The organism is Allobosea sp. Leaf344, from assembly GCF_001426225.1.
Lineage (GTDB): Bacteria > Pseudomonadota > Alphaproteobacteria > Rhizobiales > Beijerinckiaceae > Allobosea.
The window spans coordinates 373,355-391,646 of sequence record NZ_LMRT01000013.1; the positions used below are offsets into that span (position 1 = coordinate 373,355).

Annotated in this window: 19 protein-coding genes; 11 read left to right on the forward strand and 8 right to left on the reverse strand. The window is 68.7% G+C overall.

All coding sequences use genetic code 11. From position 1 onward, the window contains the following. The 6 genes from ASG72_RS10455 to ASG72_RS10480 all read left to right on the forward strand — a co-directional run bounded on the left by ASG72_RS10455 (nucleotide 1) and on the right by ASG72_RS10480 (nucleotide 4,735). Nucleotides 1-864, forward strand: coding sequence for a protein-glutamate O-methyltransferase (locus tag ASG72_RS10455; RefSeq protein WP_082540256.1), 864 nt, complete (start codon nucleotides 1-3; stop codon nucleotides 862-864). Next, the gene (locus ASG72_RS10460; RefSeq protein ID WP_056711838.1) at nucleotides 861-1,457 is read left to right on the forward strand and encodes a hypothetical protein; all 597 of its coding nucleotides are present in this window, start codon (nucleotides 861-863) and stop codon (nucleotides 1,455-1,457) included. Before ASG72_RS10455 ends, ASG72_RS10460 begins: the two co-directional genes overlap by 4 nt. Further along, entirely contained in the window at nucleotides 1,454-2,545 is a 1,092-nt protein-coding gene (cheB, locus tag ASG72_RS10465; RefSeq protein WP_056711841.1) for a chemotaxis-specific protein-glutamate methyltransferase CheB, read from the forward strand. Before ASG72_RS10460 ends, cheB begins: the two co-directional genes overlap by 4 nt. A 10-nt stretch (nucleotides 2,546-2,555) precedes the next feature. Further along, the gene (locus ASG72_RS10470) at nucleotides 2,556-2,939 is read left to right on the forward strand and encodes a response regulator (RefSeq protein ID WP_056711844.1); all 384 of its coding nucleotides are present in this window, start codon (nucleotides 2,556-2,558) and stop codon (nucleotides 2,937-2,939) included. Between the two features lie 146 nt (nucleotides 2,940-3,085). Next, the gene (locus tag ASG72_RS10475) at nucleotides 3,086-3,676 is read left to right on the forward strand and encodes a glutathione peroxidase (protein WP_056711847.1); all 591 of its coding nucleotides are present in this window, start codon (nucleotides 3,086-3,088) and stop codon (nucleotides 3,674-3,676) included. A 129-nt stretch (nucleotides 3,677-3,805) separates the two neighbouring features. Continuing rightward, entirely contained in the window at nucleotides 3,806-4,735 is a 930-nt protein-coding gene (locus ASG72_RS10480) for an N-carbamoyl-D-amino-acid hydrolase (RefSeq protein WP_056711850.1), read from the forward strand. A gap of 31 nt (nucleotides 4,736-4,766) precedes the next feature. Here ASG72_RS10480 and mog read toward each other — a convergent pair whose 3' ends face one another. The 4 genes from mog to ASG72_RS10500 all read right to left on the reverse strand — a co-directional run bounded on the left by mog (nucleotide 4,767) and on the right by ASG72_RS10500 (nucleotide 8,395). Then, nucleotides 4,767-5,303, reverse strand: coding sequence for a molybdopterin adenylyltransferase (gene mog / locus ASG72_RS10485; protein ID WP_056711853.1), 537 nt, complete (start codon nucleotides 5,301-5,303; stop codon nucleotides 4,767-4,769). An 88-nt stretch (nucleotides 5,304-5,391) separates the two neighbouring features. Beyond that, on the reverse strand, nucleotides 5,392-6,522 hold the full coding sequence (locus tag ASG72_RS10490; protein ID WP_056711856.1) for a GNAT family N-acetyltransferase: 1,131 nt from the start codon (nucleotides 6,520-6,522) through the stop codon (nucleotides 5,392-5,394). Next, on the reverse strand, nucleotides 6,519-6,812 hold the full coding sequence (locus tag ASG72_RS10495; RefSeq protein WP_056711860.1) for an EscU/YscU/HrcU family type III secretion system export apparatus switch protein: 294 nt from the start codon (nucleotides 6,810-6,812) through the stop codon (nucleotides 6,519-6,521). The genes ASG72_RS10490 and ASG72_RS10495 overlap by 4 nt, the downstream gene beginning before the upstream one ends. Continuing rightward, nucleotides 6,809-8,395 carry a flagellar hook-length control protein FliK gene (locus ASG72_RS10500; protein ID WP_056711863.1) on the reverse strand — a complete coding sequence of 529 codons (1,587 nt, stop codon included), beginning with the start codon at nucleotides 8,393-8,395 and terminating at the stop codon, nucleotides 6,809-6,811. The genes ASG72_RS10495 and ASG72_RS10500 overlap by 4 nt, the downstream gene beginning before the upstream one ends. Before the next feature lie 181 nt (nucleotides 8,396-8,576). Here ASG72_RS10500 and ASG72_RS10505 point away from each other — a divergent pair, with 181 nt between their 5' ends. After that, nucleotides 8,577-9,590: an aldo/keto reductase gene (locus ASG72_RS10505; protein WP_056712574.1), complete on the forward strand. Its 1,014-nt coding sequence runs from the start codon at nucleotides 8,577-8,579 to the stop codon at nucleotides 9,588-9,590. An 18-nt stretch (nucleotides 9,591-9,608) separates the two neighbouring features. Here ASG72_RS10505 and ASG72_RS10510 read toward each other — a convergent pair whose 3' ends face one another. Together ASG72_RS10510 and ASG72_RS10515 are read right to left on the reverse strand one after the other, a co-directional pair. Further along, nucleotides 9,609-9,914, reverse strand: a complete 306-nt coding sequence (locus ASG72_RS10510; RefSeq protein ID WP_156395897.1) for a hypothetical protein — start codon at nucleotides 9,912-9,914, stop codon at nucleotides 9,609-9,611. A 97-nt stretch (nucleotides 9,915-10,011) separates the two neighbouring features. Continuing rightward, nucleotides 10,012-10,818: an MBL fold metallo-hydrolase gene (locus tag ASG72_RS10515; RefSeq protein WP_082540257.1), complete on the reverse strand. Its 807-nt coding sequence runs from the start codon at nucleotides 10,816-10,818 to the stop codon at nucleotides 10,012-10,014. Nucleotides 10,819-11,029: 211 nt separating this feature from the next. Here ASG72_RS10515 and ettA point away from each other — a divergent pair, with 211 nt between their 5' ends. Beyond that, complete coding sequence (gene ettA, locus ASG72_RS10520) at nucleotides 11,030-12,682, forward strand: energy-dependent translational throttle protein EttA (protein WP_056711871.1); 1,653 nt, start codon at nucleotides 11,030-11,032, stop codon at nucleotides 12,680-12,682. Between the two features lie 221 nt (nucleotides 12,683-12,903). Here ettA and ASG72_RS10525 read toward each other — a convergent pair whose 3' ends face one another. Both ASG72_RS10525 and ASG72_RS10530 read right to left on the reverse strand, forming a co-directional pair. Beyond that, on the reverse strand, nucleotides 12,904-14,076 hold the full coding sequence (locus ASG72_RS10525; RefSeq protein WP_056712576.1) for an alpha-hydroxy acid oxidase: 1,173 nt from the start codon (nucleotides 14,074-14,076) through the stop codon (nucleotides 12,904-12,906). Between the two features lie 110 nt (nucleotides 14,077-14,186). After that, on the reverse strand, nucleotides 14,187-14,816 hold the full coding sequence (locus ASG72_RS10530; RefSeq protein WP_056711874.1) for a YitT family protein: 630 nt from the start codon (nucleotides 14,814-14,816) through the stop codon (nucleotides 14,187-14,189). A gap of 135 nt (nucleotides 14,817-14,951) precedes the next feature. Here ASG72_RS10530 and ASG72_RS10535 point away from each other — a divergent pair, with 135 nt between their 5' ends. The 3 genes from ASG72_RS10535 to ASG72_RS10545 all read left to right on the forward strand — a co-directional run bounded on the left by ASG72_RS10535 (nucleotide 14,952) and on the right by ASG72_RS10545 (nucleotide 18,138). Further along, nucleotides 14,952-17,150, forward strand: a complete 2,199-nt coding sequence (locus tag ASG72_RS10535) for a glycoside hydrolase family 3 N-terminal domain-containing protein (protein WP_056711877.1) — start codon at nucleotides 14,952-14,954, stop codon at nucleotides 17,148-17,150. A gap of 129 nt (nucleotides 17,151-17,279) precedes the next feature. Further along, nucleotides 17,280-17,483: a cold-shock protein gene (locus ASG72_RS10540; RefSeq protein WP_056711879.1), complete on the forward strand. Its 204-nt coding sequence runs from the start codon at nucleotides 17,280-17,282 to the stop codon at nucleotides 17,481-17,483. A 49-nt stretch (nucleotides 17,484-17,532) separates the two neighbouring features. Then, on the forward strand, nucleotides 17,533-18,138 hold the full coding sequence (locus ASG72_RS10545) for an MOSC domain-containing protein (RefSeq protein WP_056711883.1): 606 nt from the start codon (nucleotides 17,533-17,535) through the stop codon (nucleotides 18,136-18,138). The last annotated feature ends 154 nt before the right edge of the window (nucleotides 18,139-18,292 follow it).

An 18,292-nucleotide genomic window follows, 5' to 3' on the forward strand; every position in this document is an offset into this window, starting at 1 on the left:
ATGTCTAAATCCAACGCCATGCTGGCGCCCCAGGCCCCTGCCGATGTCTCGCTGACCCGCGACGACATGAGCTTCATCGCGAAGCTGGTCTATGAGCAGGCCGGCATCGTCATCCGCGAGCACAAGGAGGCGATGACGCGCGGCCGGCTGGCGCGCCGGGTCAAGGCGCTCGGGCTCGGGTCGGTGAGCGAATACTGCGCCTATCTGAAGACGCCGCAGGCGGCGGACGAGATCCCGGAGCTGATCAACGCGGTCACCACCAACCACACCTCGTTCTTCCGCGAGCGGCATCATTTCGACCATCTGCGCAAGGATGTGCTGCCGAAGCTGGTCCAGGAGCGCAGCGCCCGCCGCGGCCGCATCCGGATCTGGTGCTCGGCCTCGTCATCGGGGGAGGAGCCCTACAGCATCGCCGCCGTCTCACGCGACGTGCTCGGCGCGCGCAGCGATATCGACTTCCGGATCCTCGCCACCGATATCGACACGGACATCCTCGCCAAGGCGGAGACCGCGCTCTACCCGGTCGACCAGTTCGAGCGGCTGCCCTCGGACATCAAGCCCCTGCTCAAGATCGAGGCGCATGGCCGGGGCGAGGCGCGCATCAGCGACGATCTGCGCCGGATGATCGCGTTCAAGCGGCTGAACCTGATCGAACGCTGGCCGATGACCGGGCCCTTCGACGTCATCTTCTGCCGCAACGTCTTCATCTATTTCGACACGCAGACCAAGGCGTCGATCCTCGACCGCTTCGTCGCGCTGCTGTCGCCGGGCGGCTTCCTCTATCTCGGCCATTCGGAATCGCTACCGCAACCCCACCCTCAGCTCCGGCTGATCGGTCGCACCATCTATGAGAGACTGCCATGAGTGTCGCCCGATCCTCACGCCGTTATTTCGATCCCCGGTTCGAGGCGACGATCATCACCGTCGCGCCCGGCGAACACGAGATCACCGCCGCCAAGGACGAGATCGTGGCGACCGTGCTGGGCTCCTGCATCTCGGTCTGCATGCGCGATCCCAGCGCCGGCGTCGGCGGGCTCAACCATTTCCTGCTGCCCAAGAACAACGGCGCCAGCGATGCCGGGGCGGGCGAGCGCTATGGCGACACCGCCATGGAGGTGCTGATCAACGGGCTGCTGAAGCGCGGTGCCAAGCGCAGCAATCTCGAGGCCAAGGTGTTCGGCGGGGCGCGCGTCCTGTCGGGGGCGACGATGCTGGCGATCGGCGACGGCAACATCGCCTTCGTCACGGATTTCCTGAACCGCGAGGGTATTCCGATCGTGTCGAAGGATGTCGGCGGCACGCGCTCGCGCCGCATCCACTACCAGCCCTCGACCGGGCGGGCCTGGGTGCAGCATGTCCAGCCGACCTCGCGCGACAGCGGCCAGGAGCAGGAGGTCGCCTATCTCAACCGCCTCAAGACGCAGCCCGTGGCTGGCGAGATCGAGATCTTCTCATGACCGCGTTCACGCCATCCGCGGCTTCGCCGGTGAAGGTGCTCGTCGTCGACGATTCCCTGCTGATGCAGAAGCTGATGAAGCAGATCATCGATTCCGCGCCGGGCTTCAAGGTGATCGGCGTCGCCGGCAGCGCCGAGGAGGGCTGGGACACGATCCAGGAACTGCGGCCGGATGTGGTGACGCTCGATCTCGAACTGCCGGGGCGGCACGGTCTCAAGCTGCTGGCACGGGTCCTGAAGCAGGACCCGTTGCCGGTGCTGATCGTCTCCGCCTTCGGCGGGCCGGGCGCGGACAACACGATCCAGGCGCTGGAACTCGGCGCGATCGATTTCATCGAGAAGCCCGACGGCGCCACCAATACGCTCGACATGTTCATGCGCAACGTGGTCTCCGGGCTGCAGCGGGCGGCGAGCAGCCGGCGGATGTTCGCGGCGCGGCGCGAGGTCCAGCCGGCGCGGACGCTGCTGGCCCGCGAGCCGGTACGGGCCGGGGCGCGCACCTCGCTGATCGCGATCGGTGCGTCCACTGGCGGCGTCCCTGCGGTGCAGGTGGTGATGCGCGACCTCGCCACCTTGCGGATCCCGGTCGTCGTGGTGCAGCACATGCCGCCCGGCTACACCGCGAAATTTGCGGCGCGGCTGGCGACCGCCACCGGGCTCGACGTGCGCGAGGCCGCCGATGGCGACCGGCTGAAGCCGGGCATGGCCGTGGTGGCGCCCGGTGGCCCGCGCCATCTCGAGATCGAAGAGCGGCGCGGCGAGATCGTCTGCCAGCTGAAGGAAGGCCCTCTGGTCAGCGGCCATTCGCCCTCGGTGGACGTGATGTTCCACTCGGTCGCGCGCAGCTTCGGCGCGAATGCGATCGGCGTGCTGCTGACCGGGATGGGCCGCGACGGTGCTGACGGTTTGTTAGCCATGCGCAGAGCGGGGGCCGAGACGTTAATCCAAAGTGGGGAAACTTGTGTGGTAAACGGGATGCCTAAAGCGGCATTCGAGATCGGAGCCGCCGACAGGGCCGTGCCGCTCGACCAGATCGGGGCGGCTGTCGGCAACCTCGTCGGCGACCGTCAAAATCTGCGCAGCGCTTGAGGAGAGCGTGATGAAAGCGAGAAGTGAATACCGGATCCTCGTGGTCGACGACCAGAAGAGCATGCGCGGGCTTGCGACCTATTTCCTGAAGCAGATCGAATTTCAGGACATCGACGAAGCCGAGAATGCCCGCGAGGCGCTGATGAAGATGCAGAGCAAGCGCTACGACCTGCTGCTGCTCGACTGGAACATGGACGGGATGAGCGGCATCGATCTGCTGCGCGCCATTCGCTCGGTGCCGGAACTGAACCAGATCAAGATCATCATGGCGACATCCGAGCGCTCGGTCGACAAGATGGACGAGGCGACGACCAACGGCGCCGATCATTACGTGGTGAAGCCCTATGAGCTGCGCGACCTCGAAGTCCGCGTGAAGAAGGTCCTGGCCTGCTGAGGCAGGGAACTGGCGGGCGAGCCCGCCTGGAAAGACCGGCCCGCCGCTGCGCCGGCTCGGCTCCCCACCGCACAGACGCATCCGTGACTGGCCTTCAGGCGTAGTTTGGGTAGGGATAGCCCCAGGCCACGTCGGAGGAGGCGAAGATGACGCTTCTGCGCAGGGATTTCATCGCATCGCTCGGCGGCCTCGCCGCCTTGTCCGGCCCCCTGGCCGCGGCGGCGCAGGCCGCGACGCCCGGGCGGGAGGCGGCGGAGAGCGGCGGCGCCCATGGTTTCGGCTTCGCAAGGCCCGATGGCGGGCAGTTCCGCCTGGCGGATTACCGCGGCCGGCCCATCCTGATCGTCAACACCGCGACCACCTGCGGCTACGCCCATCAATTCGCGACGCTCGAACAGCTCTGGCAGCGCTATGCCGCGCGCGGCCTGATGCTGATCGCGGTGCCGAGCAATGATTTCGGCGGGCAGGAACCGCTCGAAGGAGCCGCCATCGCCGCGGCGGTGCGCGCCAGCCATGGCGCGACCTATGCCTTCGCCGACAAGACACGGGTGAAGGGGCCCGACGCCCATCCCTTCTATCGCTGGGCGGCGCTGCGCCGGCCGACCGAGGTGCCGCGCTGGAACTTCCACAAATATCTGATCGGCCGCGAGGGCGAGCTGGTCGGCGGCTTTTCCAGCAATGCCGATCCGGTGGGGCCGCAGCTCGTCCAGGCGATCGGCCGCGAACTTTCGGCTTGAGGATTCGCGGCCCGAGATCGCGCATGCCATGCATCGCGGGGAATGCCGGGTCGGCATGAATCTCGCTGGCGCCCGGCGACCAGCTGCGCGATGCTCGCGCCAGCCGCCAGACCGTCCCGCCGAGGTTCCATGTCCCGCATCCTGACCGTCGCCGCCGCCCAGCTCGGCCCCATCCAGAAATCCGAAACGCGCGAGCAGGTCGTCGCGCGGATGATCAAGCTGATGGACCAGGCCAAGGCGCAGCAGGCCGATCTTATCGTCTATCCCGAGCTCGCCCTGACGACCTTCTTCCCGCGCTGGTATCACGAGGACCGGGCGGAGGCGGATCACTGGTTCGAGGCGTCGATGCCCAACCCCGCGGTGCAGCCGCTGTTCGATCTGGCGCGGCACTACAAGATGGGCATGAGCTTCGGCTATGCCGAGCTCACGCCCGAGGGGCAGCATTTCAACACCTCGATCCTGGTCGACAAATCCGGCGCGATCATCGGCAAATACCGCAAGATCCATCTGCCGGGCCATGTCGAGTTCGATCCGGAACGCACGCATCAGCATCTCGAGAAGCGCTATTTCGAGCCGGGCGATCTCGGTTTCCCGGTCTGGCGGACGATGGGCGGGCTGATCGGCATGTGCATCTGCAACGATCGGCGCTGGCCCGAGACCTATCGCGTGATGGGGCTGCAGGGCGTCGAGATGGTCCTGCTCGGCTTCAACACCCCCTCCGTCAATTCGCAGCGCGCGGGGGAAGGGCTGGAGCAGCGCCTCTTCCACCACAAGCTGTCTCTGGCCGCCGGCGCCTATCAGAACGCGACATGGGTGGTCGCCGTGGCGAAGGCGGGGGATGAGGACGGCCACCATCTGATGGGCGGCACCATGATCGTCGACCCCAATGGCGAGATCGCGGCCGTGCTCGACGGCGAGGCGGATGGCGTGCTCGTCCACCCCTGCGACCTCGACGCGACGCGCTTCGGCAAGGAGACGATCTTCGATTTCAAGCGCCATCGCCGCATCGAGCATTACGGGCCGATCACGGCGCAGGTCGGCGTGATCGAGCCGAGCTGATCGTCTGCCGGCGTTTTGCCGGCCGGCGGCTTCAGCGGACGGCCGGCCGGAAGGCCTTGATCACCTCGGGATCCGTCTCGAGATAGGGCCCGCCGATCAGGTCGATGCAATAGGGGATCGCCGGCATCACCGCGTCCAGGCATTCGGCGATGGCGCGCGGCCGGCCGGGCAGGTTGACGATCAGCGAGCGGCCGCGAATCCCGGCCGTCTGGCGCGACAGGATCGCCGTCGGCACCTTGGCCAGGCTGACCTGGCGCATCAGCTCGCCGAAACCGGGCATCGGCTTGTCCACCACATCCTCGGTCGCCTCCGGCGTCACGTCGCGCGGGGCCGGCCCCGTCCCGCCGGTGGTGACGATCAGGCAGCAGCCCTCCTCGTCGGCGAGCGCGCTGAGCGTCCGGGCGATCAGCGCCCGGTCGTCGGGAATGATGCGGGCGACCTTGTCCCAGGGGCTGGCGAGGGCGCGGCCGAGATAGGCTTCGATCGCCGGCCCGCCCTCATCGGCATAGACGCCGGCCGAGGCGCGGTCCGAGACCGTGACGATGCCGATCCTGATGGCGCTGGTCATGGCCTGCTCCCTGCCTGTCCCCTCGGCTGCGCAGCGCAGCGTCCGGCGGCAGATGTGGCCGATCCCGCGGCGGGATGCCAGCGCGAAATCAGCGCCGCAGCCGCGCCCTGAGCTTCCGCAGCCAGCGACGGGCCCGGGCGGCGAGATGCGGCAGCCCGGGCCTCGCCCCGCCGAGCGCGATCAGCACATGGCCGATCTCGCGCCGCTCCCCCCAGACATAGGTCCTGGCATCGACGCCGTCGCCGGCGCCGCTGTCGAAGATCACGGGCGGCGTGGTCGCGAAATCCGCCTGCAGCATGGCGATGGTCAGAGCGCGCCCGGGCGAGAGGCGGGCATGGCGCTCGTCATAGGCGATCTTCAGGAAATGGCGGGTGCCGGCATTTTCGATCAGCAGCCCCATGGCGATGGGCGCGCCGTCGAGCAGCAGGCTGTCGATCTGGAGACGGTCGATCGCGGCGAACTCGGCCACCAGAGCCTGGATATAGGCGGTGTCCGCCGGAATCCGGGCGAGCGCGCTGCCGGCCTCGCCCTTCCAGCCGGAGGCTTCCAGCGCCAGGAAATCCGGCAGCCGGTCGCGCGCCGCGAAGCCGCGCTCGCGCCGGAAGGACAGGGCACCGTATTTGCGCATGCTGCGGAACTGCTGCATCCGCTTCTTGTAGCTGTGGCCGAGCGACCGCCGGAGATAGGGCTCGGGGCTGTCGCCGGTCTGCGGCACCAGCATCGGCCGCGACCAGCGCTCGATCGGCAGGATCCGGCTGCCGGTGGCTTCGCAGGCGGCGGCGAGCGTGGCGTAGCTCTCGCCCTCCAGCGCCAGCTGGGGCAGGGCCAGGAGCCGCGGCAGATCGCTGGCCGCCAGGAGATGGCGCAGCATGGCGCTCGCCACCGGCACGGCGAGATCCCGCTCGATGATCGCGGCGGAGGAGACCTCGTAGAGCGGCAGCAGCGGCGAAACCAGGATCTCGGCGAAGCCGCTGCGCCAGTCGCGCCGCCGCGCGAAGGCCCAGATACCGGCGAGCCGCTCGAAGCCCAGCGCCTCGCTGTGATAGGCGGCGAGGATGATGATCCGGTCGTCGGGCACGAGCATCCGGGCCGCCGCTATGGCGGCGGGGAGCATATGCGGATTGGCGTCCTGCGCTCGGACGCTGAGCTCCATCACCTCCTGATGCAGCGAGGCATAGGCGGCGGGAGCGATGCGCCTGACGACGATCGCGGCGGTCACGAGCGCTCGCCGTCCCGGCGGGGGCGCAGCTCGCCCCTCAGCGACAGAACGAAGCCGATGACCTGCGCCGTCGCGCGGTAGAGCTCCTCCGGGATCTGGTCGTCGAGCTCGACCGCGGAGAGCGCCTGCGCCAGGATCGGGTTCTGCTCGACCGCGACGCCGTGCTCGCGCCCGGTCTCGATGATGCGCTCCGCCAGTTCGCCGCGGCCCTTGGCGGTGACGCGCGGCGCGCCGGCGCCGTCATATTCCAGCGCGACCGCGATCTGGCGCGGGTTCGGCGGGGTCGTCATGACATCCGGTCCAGGAACTGCCCGGCGGTGGGCTGGAGCACGCGCGGCTGGCCGAGATGCACCTCGACCCCGCCCGTCTCGAAACTGGCATCGAGCAGCGCGGCTTCGAGGCCCGGCGCCGCCTGCCGCAGCAACCGGCTGGTGTCTTCCCGCACGGCCCAGAGCGAAACGCCGACATGGCGGCCCTGCAGGGTCACCACGCCCTGCAGCGGCCCCATCGGCTCGACATCGAGAGCGAAGCGCACGCGCCAGAGCGGGCTCTGCGCGTCCTGCGGCCCCTGGCGCGGCGGCTCGCGCTCGACATGCAGCGGCATCATCGCGATGCCGGCCTGCATCGCCAGCGGCAGCTCCGTCACCCAGCGCGCCCCCTGCATATCCGCCCGCGGCTGGTCCGGCGGCAGCGAGGCGAATTGCGACAAGGTCACCCGGTCGAGCGCGGCGTCGGTCTGGCGCAGCAGGGTCTCGGCCACGACCAGCGGCTTCTCGCCGGGCTGCAGCGTCGGCTCCGCAATGGGCTGGAAGGCGGGCGGCCCGTCGCGGCGCGGCGGCGGCGGGCGCTGGGCGCTCGCCTCGGGCTGGGCCCCCGGCGGCTGCGACCGTGCCGGCGCGGAAGCCGGGGAGGGGGCACCCGGGCGGGAGCCTGAGGGGTCCTCGACCAGCCGCTGGATCACGGGGCCGAGCGCCTCGCGCAGAGCGAGCAGCGAGGCCTTCAGATCCGCCTGCGGCGGAACGCTGCGGCCCTCGGCCTGCCGCGCCTCGAAGAACAGGCCGGAGCGCTGCACCGCCGCCTTCAGCATCTCGCCGGTCGGCGCCTGCCGTTCCAGCGGGAGAGCCTGGGCGAGCAGCCGGTCCGCACCCTGCAGCAGCGTCTTGGGCAAAGTGAACGCCAGCGTCCCCTGCGACAGGCCGCGCAGATTGGCCATCAGCGGGGCGAGGCTGTCCTGCTCCGCCATCGCCCTCCCGAGCAGGGGCCCGGCGGCGGCGCGCGGCGCGACCGCTTCTTCGGCCGCAGCGACGGCGCGCGGCGGCTGAGCGGCCTGCAGGAAGATCTCGTCGACCGGGATGGCGTTGGCCGCGACGCGCGCGGGGGTGACGGCCGGAGCCGTGGCGATCTGGCCCTCGGCGACGGTGGCCGGCCGCGGCGGAGCGGCCGATGCGGTCCCGCCACTCGCAAGGTTGCGCTCCTCGCCGGAGCGCCCCGGGAGCGACCCGGCCTGCGGCAGCGGCTGGCGCGCGGCCGCTTCCGCGGTATCGGCCGGATCGGCCTGAGGCTGGTCGGGCGGTCGCGGCGCAGGCGGCCGGACCTCCACGAGCGTGGCGCGCAGAGGCTGGCCCGGCGCCTCCGGCGGCTCGAATCCGAGCAGCAAGGTCGCGCCCGGCTGCAGCGCCGCCTGGCGGGCGACCGGGCCGGCCAGGATCAGTGCGAGTCTGATGTCGCCGAGCTGCGCGATCGCCCGGCCGTCGCCGTCGAGGCTGAGCAGCGTCGCCTCGGCCGTCCGTCCGGGCGCGAGCGCGGCCCCGGGCGACATCGCCTGGAGCAGCGTGGCCAGCGTCTGGTTCTGGACGAGGGTTGCGATATTCATGGGCCGCCGGGTTCCAATGCGGAAACCCTGACAGCAAAGCTTAAGCATTTCCTTGCAGTTGCCGGCATCGGCCCGCGTCCCGCTCCCGCGGTGCCGGGCGCAGCCCCCGCCTGCGTAGCCGGCTCTGGTCCGGCGCCGAAGCCTCGGGCAGGATCGGGATCGTCGCAGGGAGATGATCGCCATGGACTATCGCCAGCTCGGCCGCTCGGGCCTGAAGGTTTCGCCGATCTGCCTCGGCACCATGATGTTCGGCGGGGCGACCAGCGAGCATGATTCCCGGTCGATCATCGATCATGCCCGGGAGGCGGGGGTGAATTTCATCGACACCGCCGATGCCTATTCCGACGGTGTGTCCGAGGAGATCACCGGCCGCGCCATCGCCGAGCATCGCTATGATTGGGTGCTGGCGACCAAGGTGGCCAATCCGGTTGGCGGCGGCGGCCCCAACCGCTCCGGCCTGTCGCGGAAATGGGTGATGCAGGCCTGCGAGAACAGCCTGAAGCGGCTCGGGACCGAGGTCATCGACATCTATTATCTGCACAAGGAGGATCACGCGACGCCGCTGGCCGAGACGGTGCGCGCGATCGGCGACCTGATCGCGCAGGGCAAGATCCGCTATTTCGGCGTGTCCAACTACAGGTCGTGGCGGCTGGCCGAGATCTGCCGGATCTGCGACGCGCTCGGGATCGACCGGCCGGTCGTCAGCCAGCCCTATTACAACGCGATGAACCGGATGCCGGAGGTGGAGCATCTGCCGGCCTGCGGCTATTTCGGCCTCGGCGTCGCCTCCTATTCGCCGCTGGCCCGCGGCGTGCTGACCGGGAAATACGAGCCGGGCAGCGCCCCGCAGCAGGGTACGCGCGCCGGGCGCGGCGACAAGCGCATGCTGCAGACCGAATGGCGGGAAGAGAGCCTGTCGATCGCGCAGGAGATCAAGGCCCATGCCCAGGCGCGCGGCATGACGCCGATCCAGTTCGCCGTCGCCTGGGTGCTGAACAATCGCTTCCTGACCGCCGCCATCGCCGGGCCGCGCACGCTGGAGCAATGGCAGGCCTATCTGGCGGCGCTCGAGATCAGCTTCAGCGCGGAGGACGAGGCGCTGATCGACCGGCTGGTGCCGGCCGGCCATCCCTCGACACCGGGCTATAATGATCCGGCCTATCCGCTGGAGGGACGGGCCGCGCGCACCGGGTGAGGGGGCGGCGGGCGCCGCTCAGTTGAGGACGCAGAAACCGCCGACGACGATTTCGGACTGGCACCAGGGCCGCTTGGCCTCGCGCGTGTTCAGGCTGACGAAGGCGGGCGCGGCGGTCGCGGGCGGGAAGGGCACCCGGGCCGGCTCGGCCGCCGCGGCATTGCCGCGGCCGCTGCGCAGCGAGGGCGCCGCGACGAGGCCGGGCGAGGCGGCCTGCGTCGCCGTCGCGCGCTTGCCGCCGCCGATGCGCATTTTCGCGGCTTCGGCCTCGCTGGCCGACAGCAACCCTGCGCCGAGGCTGGCGATCAGAATAACCTTCAGCATGGTGCTTCCCCTGTTCAGCGCGGCGAGCTTGCGCCGCAAGCAGTGGGAACGGAAGCGAAGCCTCGTTTCAGGCTGAGCAATCGGTTAAGGGCGCGGCTCAGTTGCCGGGCAGCACGATGATCGTCGGCTGGGCCGGCAGAGCGGCCTTGCTGACCGTGAGCACCGGCTCGGGCCGGCGCTCCACCGGCCATTGCCGGTCGGTGCGCACGAGAAAACGCTCCAGGCTGGAACCGCCGAAGAAATGCATCGGGATCATCACCCGCGCCTGCAGCATCTTGAGCACGTCGATCATCCCGGTCTGATCGAGTGTATAGCCGCCATCGACCGGGAAGAGCACGACGTCGACACGCCCGAGCGCGCGCAGATGGCCCGGTTCCAGCGGGTGGTGGAGATGGCCGAGATGGGCGATGCAGAGCTCGCCGATCTCGAAGACGAACATGGAATTGCCGTCGTAATCCGTGCCGCCGCTATAGGAGCGGATATTGGTCGCGACATTGCGCACGCGCAGATCGCCCAGGGTGACGTCATGCTTCGCCGCGCCGGCGCCGCTCGGGTCCCAGCCGGGCAGGACCTGCTTGATGCCGGGATCGGGGTTGCGCGAGTAATGCGAGGAATGCGCCTTGTTCATCGTCGCGATGTCGGGCGTGCCGGGCGGGCGGACATAGTCGTTGTAGTCGGTCGCCGCCTTGACGCCGCCGGGCGTCTCGATGGTGAAGGTGGCATGGCCGATGAAGCTGATGCGGACCTCGTCCTTGCCGAGATTGGCGCGCTGGATCGGCAGCCGTTGCAGCGACGCCATCTCCGGCCGGCAGCCGGGTTCGCCGGTCTCGGCCCTGAGCGGCGTCGCGGACAGGGCGATCAGAGCGGGCAGGGCCCAGCGGATCACGAGAGACGACAGGGTCATGGGCGCTCCTGCGGCAGGCCGGTCTTGCGCTGCTGCGCCGAGCTTACGCAAAAGCCGTGGCGGTGGAACCGCCGCCGCCACGTGCTGGCGCATTTGTGAAGCCTCGCCGCGGCACGCCATCGCGGTTGCGGCAGCGGTGCGGGATCGCTACATACGCGCCAGCTTTCCCAGACCTCGCGACCCTCGTCCGCAAGCGGAGCCCGCACGCCCTATGTCCCGTCAGTTCATCTACCATATGCGCGGCCTGTCGAAGACCTATCCGGGCGGCAAGCAGGTCCTCAAGGACATCCATCTCTCCTTCTATCCCGACGCCAAGATCGGCGTGCTCGGCGTCAACGGCGCCGGCAAGTCGACCCTGCTGAAGATCATGGCCGGCTACGACAAGGAATGGACCGGCGAGGCTTGGGTGGCCGAAGGCGCGCGCGTCGGCTACCTGCCGCAGGAGCCCAAGCTCGACGAGACGCTGAACGTGCGCGACAACGTCATGCTCGGCGTCGCCCCGCAGAAGGCGATCATGGACCGCTACAACGAGCTGGCCATGAATTATTCCGACGAGACCGCCGACGAGATGACCCGGCTGCAGGACGAGATCGAGGCCAAGGGCCTGTGGGATCTCGACAGCAAGGTCGACCAGGCGATGGACGCGCTGCGCTGCCCGCCGGATGATTGGGAGGTCTCGAAGCTCTCGGGCGGCGAGCGCCGCCGCGTCGCGCTCTGCAAGCTGCTGCTGGAACAGCCTGAGCTGCTGCTGCTCGACGAGCCGACCAACCATCTCGACGCAGAGACCACCGCCTGGCTGGAAGGCCATTTGCGGACCTATCCCGGCGCGATCCTGATCGTGACCCATGATCGCTACTTCCTGGACAATGTGACCAGCTGGATCCTCGAGCTCGATCGCGGCCAGGGCATCCCCTATGAGGGCAATTACTCCGCCTGGTCGGTGCAGAAGCAGAAGCGCCTGGCCCAGGAGAACCGCGAGGACGTCTCCCGCCAGAAGACGCTCGAGCGCGAGCAGGAGTGGGTCTCGGCCTCGCCCAAGGCGCGCCAGGCCAAGAGCAAGGCCCGTATCCAGCGCTATGACGAGCTGGTCCAGAAGGCCAACAACAAGGGGCCCGATACCGCGCAGATCATCATCCCGATCGCCGAGCGGCTGGGCAACAACGTCGTCGATTTCGAGAATCTGTCCAAGGGCTTCCAGGACAAGCTCCTGATCGACGGTCTCAGCTTCAAGCTGCCGCCGGGCGGCATCGTCGGCGTGATCGGCCCGAACGGCGCGGGCAAGACCACCCTGTTCCGGATGATCACCGGCCAGGACAAGCCCGATGCCGGGAACATCACCATCGGCGAGAGCGTCAAGCTCGGCTATGTCGACCAGAGCCGCGATTCCCTCGACGACAAGAAGAATGTCTGGGAGGAGATCTCGGGCGGCAACGACATCATCTATCTCGGCAAGAGAGAAATCAATTCAAGGGCTTATTGCTCGGCCTTCAACTTCAAGGGCGGCGATCAGCAGAAGAAGGTGGGGTCGCTCTCGGGCGGTGAGCGCAACCGCGTGCACCTCGCCAAGATGCTGAAATCGGGCGCCAATGTGCTGCTGCTCGACGAGCCGACCAACGATCTCGACGTCGACACGCTGCGGGCGCTGGAAGAGGCACTGGAGGATTACGCGGGCTGCGCCGTGATCATCAGCCACGATCGCTGGTTTCTGGACCGGATCGCCACGCATATCCTCGCCTTCGAGGGCGACAGCCATGTCGAATGGTTCGAGGGCAATTTCGCCGAATATGAAGAGGATAAGAAGCGCCGGCTGGGGATCGATTCCACCATTCCGAAGCGTATTCAGTACAAGAAGTTCTCGCGCTAGGACCGGCTGGTCGCGCATCGGTTCGTGCCAGCCGACCTCGGCTGGCACGGGCTGGGTGATGACGCTCGTCAAAGGTCACGGGGCCAGGACGCAGCTTTCGCTCGACCGCCGGACCATGGCGTTGCCACGCTGACAGCACGACGCTCTCGCCGGCCGGCAATCCCCGTCGGCCCGGCGTAATCAGCCCGGTCGGGCGCGGCTTTCAAGCCGACCGGCCGAGCCTACCGGCCAGCCAGCGCCTTCACCGCGCCCTCGCGCCCGCCCACCAAAATCCGCGCATCGACATCGAGGATGTCGCGCAGCCCGCACAGCGCCATCGTCACATCGAGCTCCTTGCGGATGATGTCGAGGCAGCGGGTGACGCCGGCCTCGCCCATCGCGCCGAGCCCGTAGAGGAAGGCGCGGCCGATGAAGGTCCCGTGGGCGCCGAGCGCCAGCGCCTTGATCACGTCCTGGCCCGAGCGGATGCCGCCGTCGAACAGGATCTCGATGCGCCCGCCGACCTGGTCGACGATCGCCGGCAAGGCGGCGATGGAAGAGAGCGCCCCGTCGAGCTGGCGGCCGCCATGATTGGAGACGATGATCGCGTCCGCGCCGCTTTGCGCAGCCATTTCAGCATCTTCCGCGTCGAGGATGCCTTTCAGAATCAACTTGCCGCCCCACAGATCCTTGATCCATTTGACATCGTCCCAATTGAGCTTGGGGTCGAACTGGTCGGCGGTCCAGGAGGAGAGCGAGGACATGTCGGCGACGCCGGTGACATGGCCGACGATGTTGCCGAAGCCGCGGCGCGGCGTGTCCAGCATCTTCAGGCACCAGCGCGGCTTGGTCGCCAGGTTGAGCATGTTCATCAGCGTCGGCTTCGGCGGGGCGGAGAGGCCGTTGCGGACGTCCTTGTGGCGCTGGCCGAGGATCTGCAGATCGAGGGTCAGCACCAGCGCGGTGACCCCGGCCGCCTTGGCGCGCTGGATCAGCCGGCTGATGAAGTCGCGATCCTTCATCACATAGAGCTGGAACCAGAAGGGCTGGCCGACATGGTTGGCGATGTCCTCCAGCGAGCAGATGCTCATGGTCGAGAGGGTGAAGGGAACGCCGGCCTTGTGGGCGGCACGGGCGGCGAGGATCTCGCCATCGGCGTGTTGCATCCCGGTGAGCCCGGTCGGGGCGAGCGCGACCGGCATCGCCACCGGCTGGCCGACCATGGTCGAGGCCAAGGTGCGGTTCGTCATGTCGACGGCGACGCGCTGGCGCAGCTTGACGGCGGCGAAATCCTGCTCGTTGGCGCGGTAGGTGCTCTCCGTCCAGGCGCCCGAATCCGCATAATCGTAGAACATGCGCGGCACCCGGCGCTTGGCCATGATGCGCAGGTCTTCGATGGTCAGGGGCTGGGCCATGTCGTCGGTCTCGCGTTTCGCTTCCCTGGCGGTTTGACTGGCATGGCGCCACGCCATGTGCAACCGGCAAGGCTGTCGCGCCAAAAGCCTGTCGCGCTTGGGAGGCGCCGTCAGGAGACCGCCATGTAGCGGCCGGGCCGGTGGTTCATCGCCAGGATGGCGTTGAGCACCGTCGTGCCGAGGATCGAGATCAGCACCTTGTCGGCGGGGAGCACGAAGAAGGCGGCGAGGAAGATCGCGGCGTCGATGCCGAGCTGGACCCAGCCGGCGCGCAGCCCGTGGCGTTCCTGCAGATACAGCGCCAGGATGTTGACGCCGCCGATGGCGGTGCGGTGGCGCGCCAGCGCCAGCATGCCCATGCCCATCGCCGCCCCGCCGGCCAGCGCGGCATAGAGCGGGGCGATGCTGGCGATCTGCAGCCAGCCCGGCGTTGCCTGGACGAGGCCGGAGATGAGGCAGACGGCCGCGAAGGTCCGCAGCGTGAAGGGCAGGCCCATGCGCCGGATCGCGAGCCAGTAGAAGGGCAGGTTCAGCGCCGAGAACAGCAGCCCGAAGGGCAGGCCGGTGCCATATTGCAGCAGCAAGGCGAGGCCCGCCGCGCTGCCGGTCATCAGGGTCGCCTTGGCGAAGAGCGCGATGCCCACGGTGATCAGCAAGGTGCCCATCAGGATCGCCAGCGCATCCTCGTAGAAGCGGTGGCGCTGTTGGAGGGGCGGCGGGGCCGCTGCAGGCTGGGACATCGTCCGAGGCTCCGGATTCAGGCGCCGTTCAGGCTGCCATCGCCATGCAATGGTTGAGCCGAGCTGCCCATTCCTGTAGGGCCGCGATCTGTGCCCGTCACGCATCTCCTGCGCTTTCTCCCCAAGAGGCTTGCCATGATTCTGCGGCTCGTCGCCGTCCTCTTCGCGATGTGTCTGCCCGCCTTCGCCTTCGGGCAGGGAGCGGTGGGATGGAAGACAGGGCGCGAGGCCGCCGCGATCGAACGCCGCATCCAAGCACTGCTCGGCCGGATGACGCTGGCGGAAAAAATCGGCCAGCTGCACCTGTCTGGACGGGGCGACGGCTTCGACGAGAGCCAGATCCGCTCCGGCCGGATGGGCGCGGTGATGAATTTCGTCGTGCCCGCGGAAATCGCCGCCGTGCAGAAGGCGGCCCGCGAGTCGCGGCTGAAGATCCCGCTGATCATCGGGCTCGATGCGGTGCACGGCTTCTCCACCTATTTCCCGCTGCCGCTCGGCCAGGCCGCCACCTTCAATCCGAAGCTGATCGAGGAGGCCGCCTATTGGACCGGGCGCGAGGCGAGCGCGGCCGGCATCAACTGGACCTTCGCGCCGATGGTCGACATGTCGCGCGATCCGCGCTGGGGCCGGGTGCTGGAGGGTGCGGGAGAGGACCCGTTCTATGCCTCGGTCGTCGCGGCGGCCCGCACGCGCGGCTACCAGCGCGGCGGCGTCGCGGCCTCGGTGAAGCATTTCGTCGGATACGGCGCCGGCGAGGGCGGGCGGGACTACAACTCGACCTGGATCCCGACGAGCCAGCTGCACGATCTGCATCTGCCGCCGTTCAAGGCGGCGTTCGAGGCGGGTGCGATGACGGCGATGGCCGCCTTCAACGCGCTGAACGGCATGCCGGCCACCGCCAACAAGGCGATGCTGACCGATCTCCTGCGCGGCCAGTGGCGCTTCAAGGGCTTCGTCACCTCGGATTTCGGCTCGATCACCGAATTGCGGCTGCATGGCATCGCGCGCGACGATGCCGAGGCCGCGCGCAAGGCGCTGCTCGCCGGGATCGACATGGATATGATGGGCCATGTCTATCACAAGCACCTCGCCGGCGAGGTGAAGGCCGGAAGGGTGCCGATGCAGGCGCTGGACGCGGCGGTGCGTCGGGTGCTGCGGGTGAAGTTCCATCTCGGCCTGTTCGAGCGCCCCGATGTCGACCCCGCGGCCGCGCCGGCGCTGATGCAGACGCAGGCGGCGCGCGACGTCGCGCTCAGGGCGGCGCAGGAAAGCGTGATCCTGCTCAAGAACGCCGCGGAGATCTTGCCGATCAAGCCCTCCGTCGGCTCCGTCGCCGTGATCGGCGCCATGGCGCGGCCGGAGGACGAGCGTGTCTGGACGGATCCGGCCGGGCTCGGCCGCCGTATCGTCCAGCCCCTGCCCGAGGCGCTTCAGGAGCGGCTGCCGGCGGGTACGCGCGTCTCCTATGCGGCCGGCGTCGGCAAGGCCTGCGGCACGGAATTCGCCGACAGGCAGGGGGCGATCGATCTCGCGGCGCGCAGCGATCTGGTGGTCGCGATGCTGGGGGAGGATTGCGAGTTCATGGGCGAGGGCGCCTCGCGCACCGATCTCGGCCTGCCCGGGGTCCAGCAGGCGCTGCTCGAAGCGCTGGTCGCCACCGGCAAGCCGGTGGTGCTGGTGCTGGCGACGGGCCGGCCCCTGGTTCTGAGCTGGGCGGACCGGCATGTGGCGGCGATCGTGCAGACCTTCCATGGCGGCACGGAGGGCCGGACGGCGATCGCCGACGTGCTGGCCGGGAAGGTCAATCCCTCGGGCCGGACGCCGATGAGCTTTCCGCGATCCGTCGGGCAGATCCCGGTCTATTACGACCATCTGCCGACCGGGCGCCCGCAGCAGATCCGCCAGCGCTATGAATCGATCTACATGGACGAGAAGAACGAGCCGCTCTACCCCTTCGGGTTCGGCCTGTCCTATTCGCGCTTCAGCTATGGCAACGCCCGGGTCGAGCGCGTGCAGGTGCCGCTCGACGGCACGCTCGAGGTCACGGTCGACGTCACCAATGCCGGCGAGCGGGATGGGCAGGAGGTGGTGCAGCTCTATGTCCGCCAGCCCGTCGCCAGCCGGTCGCGGCCGGTCCGCGCGCTGAAGGCTTTCGAGAAGGTGCAGATTCCTGCCGGAGAGACCCGCAAGGTTCGGCTGCGCGTCCCGGCGCGCGAGCTCGGCTATCACGACGATGCCGGGCACTACCATGTCGAGCCGGGAGCCTTCGAGGTCTATCTAGGCGGGTCTTCTTCGGCCTCAGTTGCGGCGTCGTTCACGTTGATCAAGTCTTGAGCGCATCCATTGCTGCCCTGCTTCCGCTTTGATCTCGACAAGTTCAGTTTTTCGGTCAATTCTTTTGCTGCGGGGCCTCCGCAGCATGGCAAAGGGGCTCCGGGCGGCTTGGCTTCGAGGGATGCGGCTATGGCGACCGGGACTGTGAAGTGGTTCAATACCGAGAAGGGCTTCGGCTTCATTCAGCCGGCCGATGGCGGCAAGGATGTGTTCGTGCACATCACGGCCGTGAAGGAGGCCGGGCTGATGACGCTGACCGAGGGGCAGAAGGTCTCGTTCGAGCTCAAGACCGAACGCGGCAAGACGGCGGCCGGGTCGCTCCAGCTGCTTTGATCCCGTCCTTGCGTCAGGTGCCGGCAGGCATGGCGGCTCATCGGCCGCTATGACCGGGTCGGATCGCCATGGCCGTGTCTGCGGCGTCTATAGCGCCGTGCCCGGAACGCCGGGGCAGCCGGACTTCGTCACGGCCGCCGCGCCGCGGTTGCGGCTCGACCTCACGGGCATTCCCGGCGATCTGCATGCCGGCGCCACGCGCCGCTCCGGCGCCCGCGAGCCATGGCTCACACGGGGCACCGTGATCCGCAACGACCGGCAATTATCCGCTCTGTGCCGGGCCGAGCTCGCCGAGATCGCCCGGCGCGTGGCGATCCCGCTGCTGCAGCCGGAATGGATCGGCGGCAATCTCTTGGTCGAGGGTCTTCCCGGCTTCTCCGCTCTGGCGCCGGGCAGCCGCCTGGCCTTCGGCGGCGGCTGGCAGGGCAAGGGCCGCTTCGATGGCGGCGCGATCCTGCGGGTGGAGGGCTACAACCTCCCATGCCGGCAGGCGGGGCGGGCTCTGGCCGGCTTCTGCGGCGAGCCTGCGCTGGAATTCGCCTTCGTCAAGCAGGCGGCGGAGCTTCGCGGCCTCGTCCTCAGCGTCGATCGCGAAGGCGACATCGCTCCCGGCGATGCCGTGGTGGTGATCCCGCCCGCTCTGCCGCGCGGCTAGCCGGCCCCGACCTCTCCCGCACCACGGCCTAGTGTCGAGCGCACGCGGCGTCGCCGTCAGCGCAATCTCAGCCTCGGCCAGCGTAGGCTCGTCGTCCTTGCGAGCGCAGCGAAGCAACCCAGTCTCGTAGCGCTCCGCGGCTCTGGATTGCTTC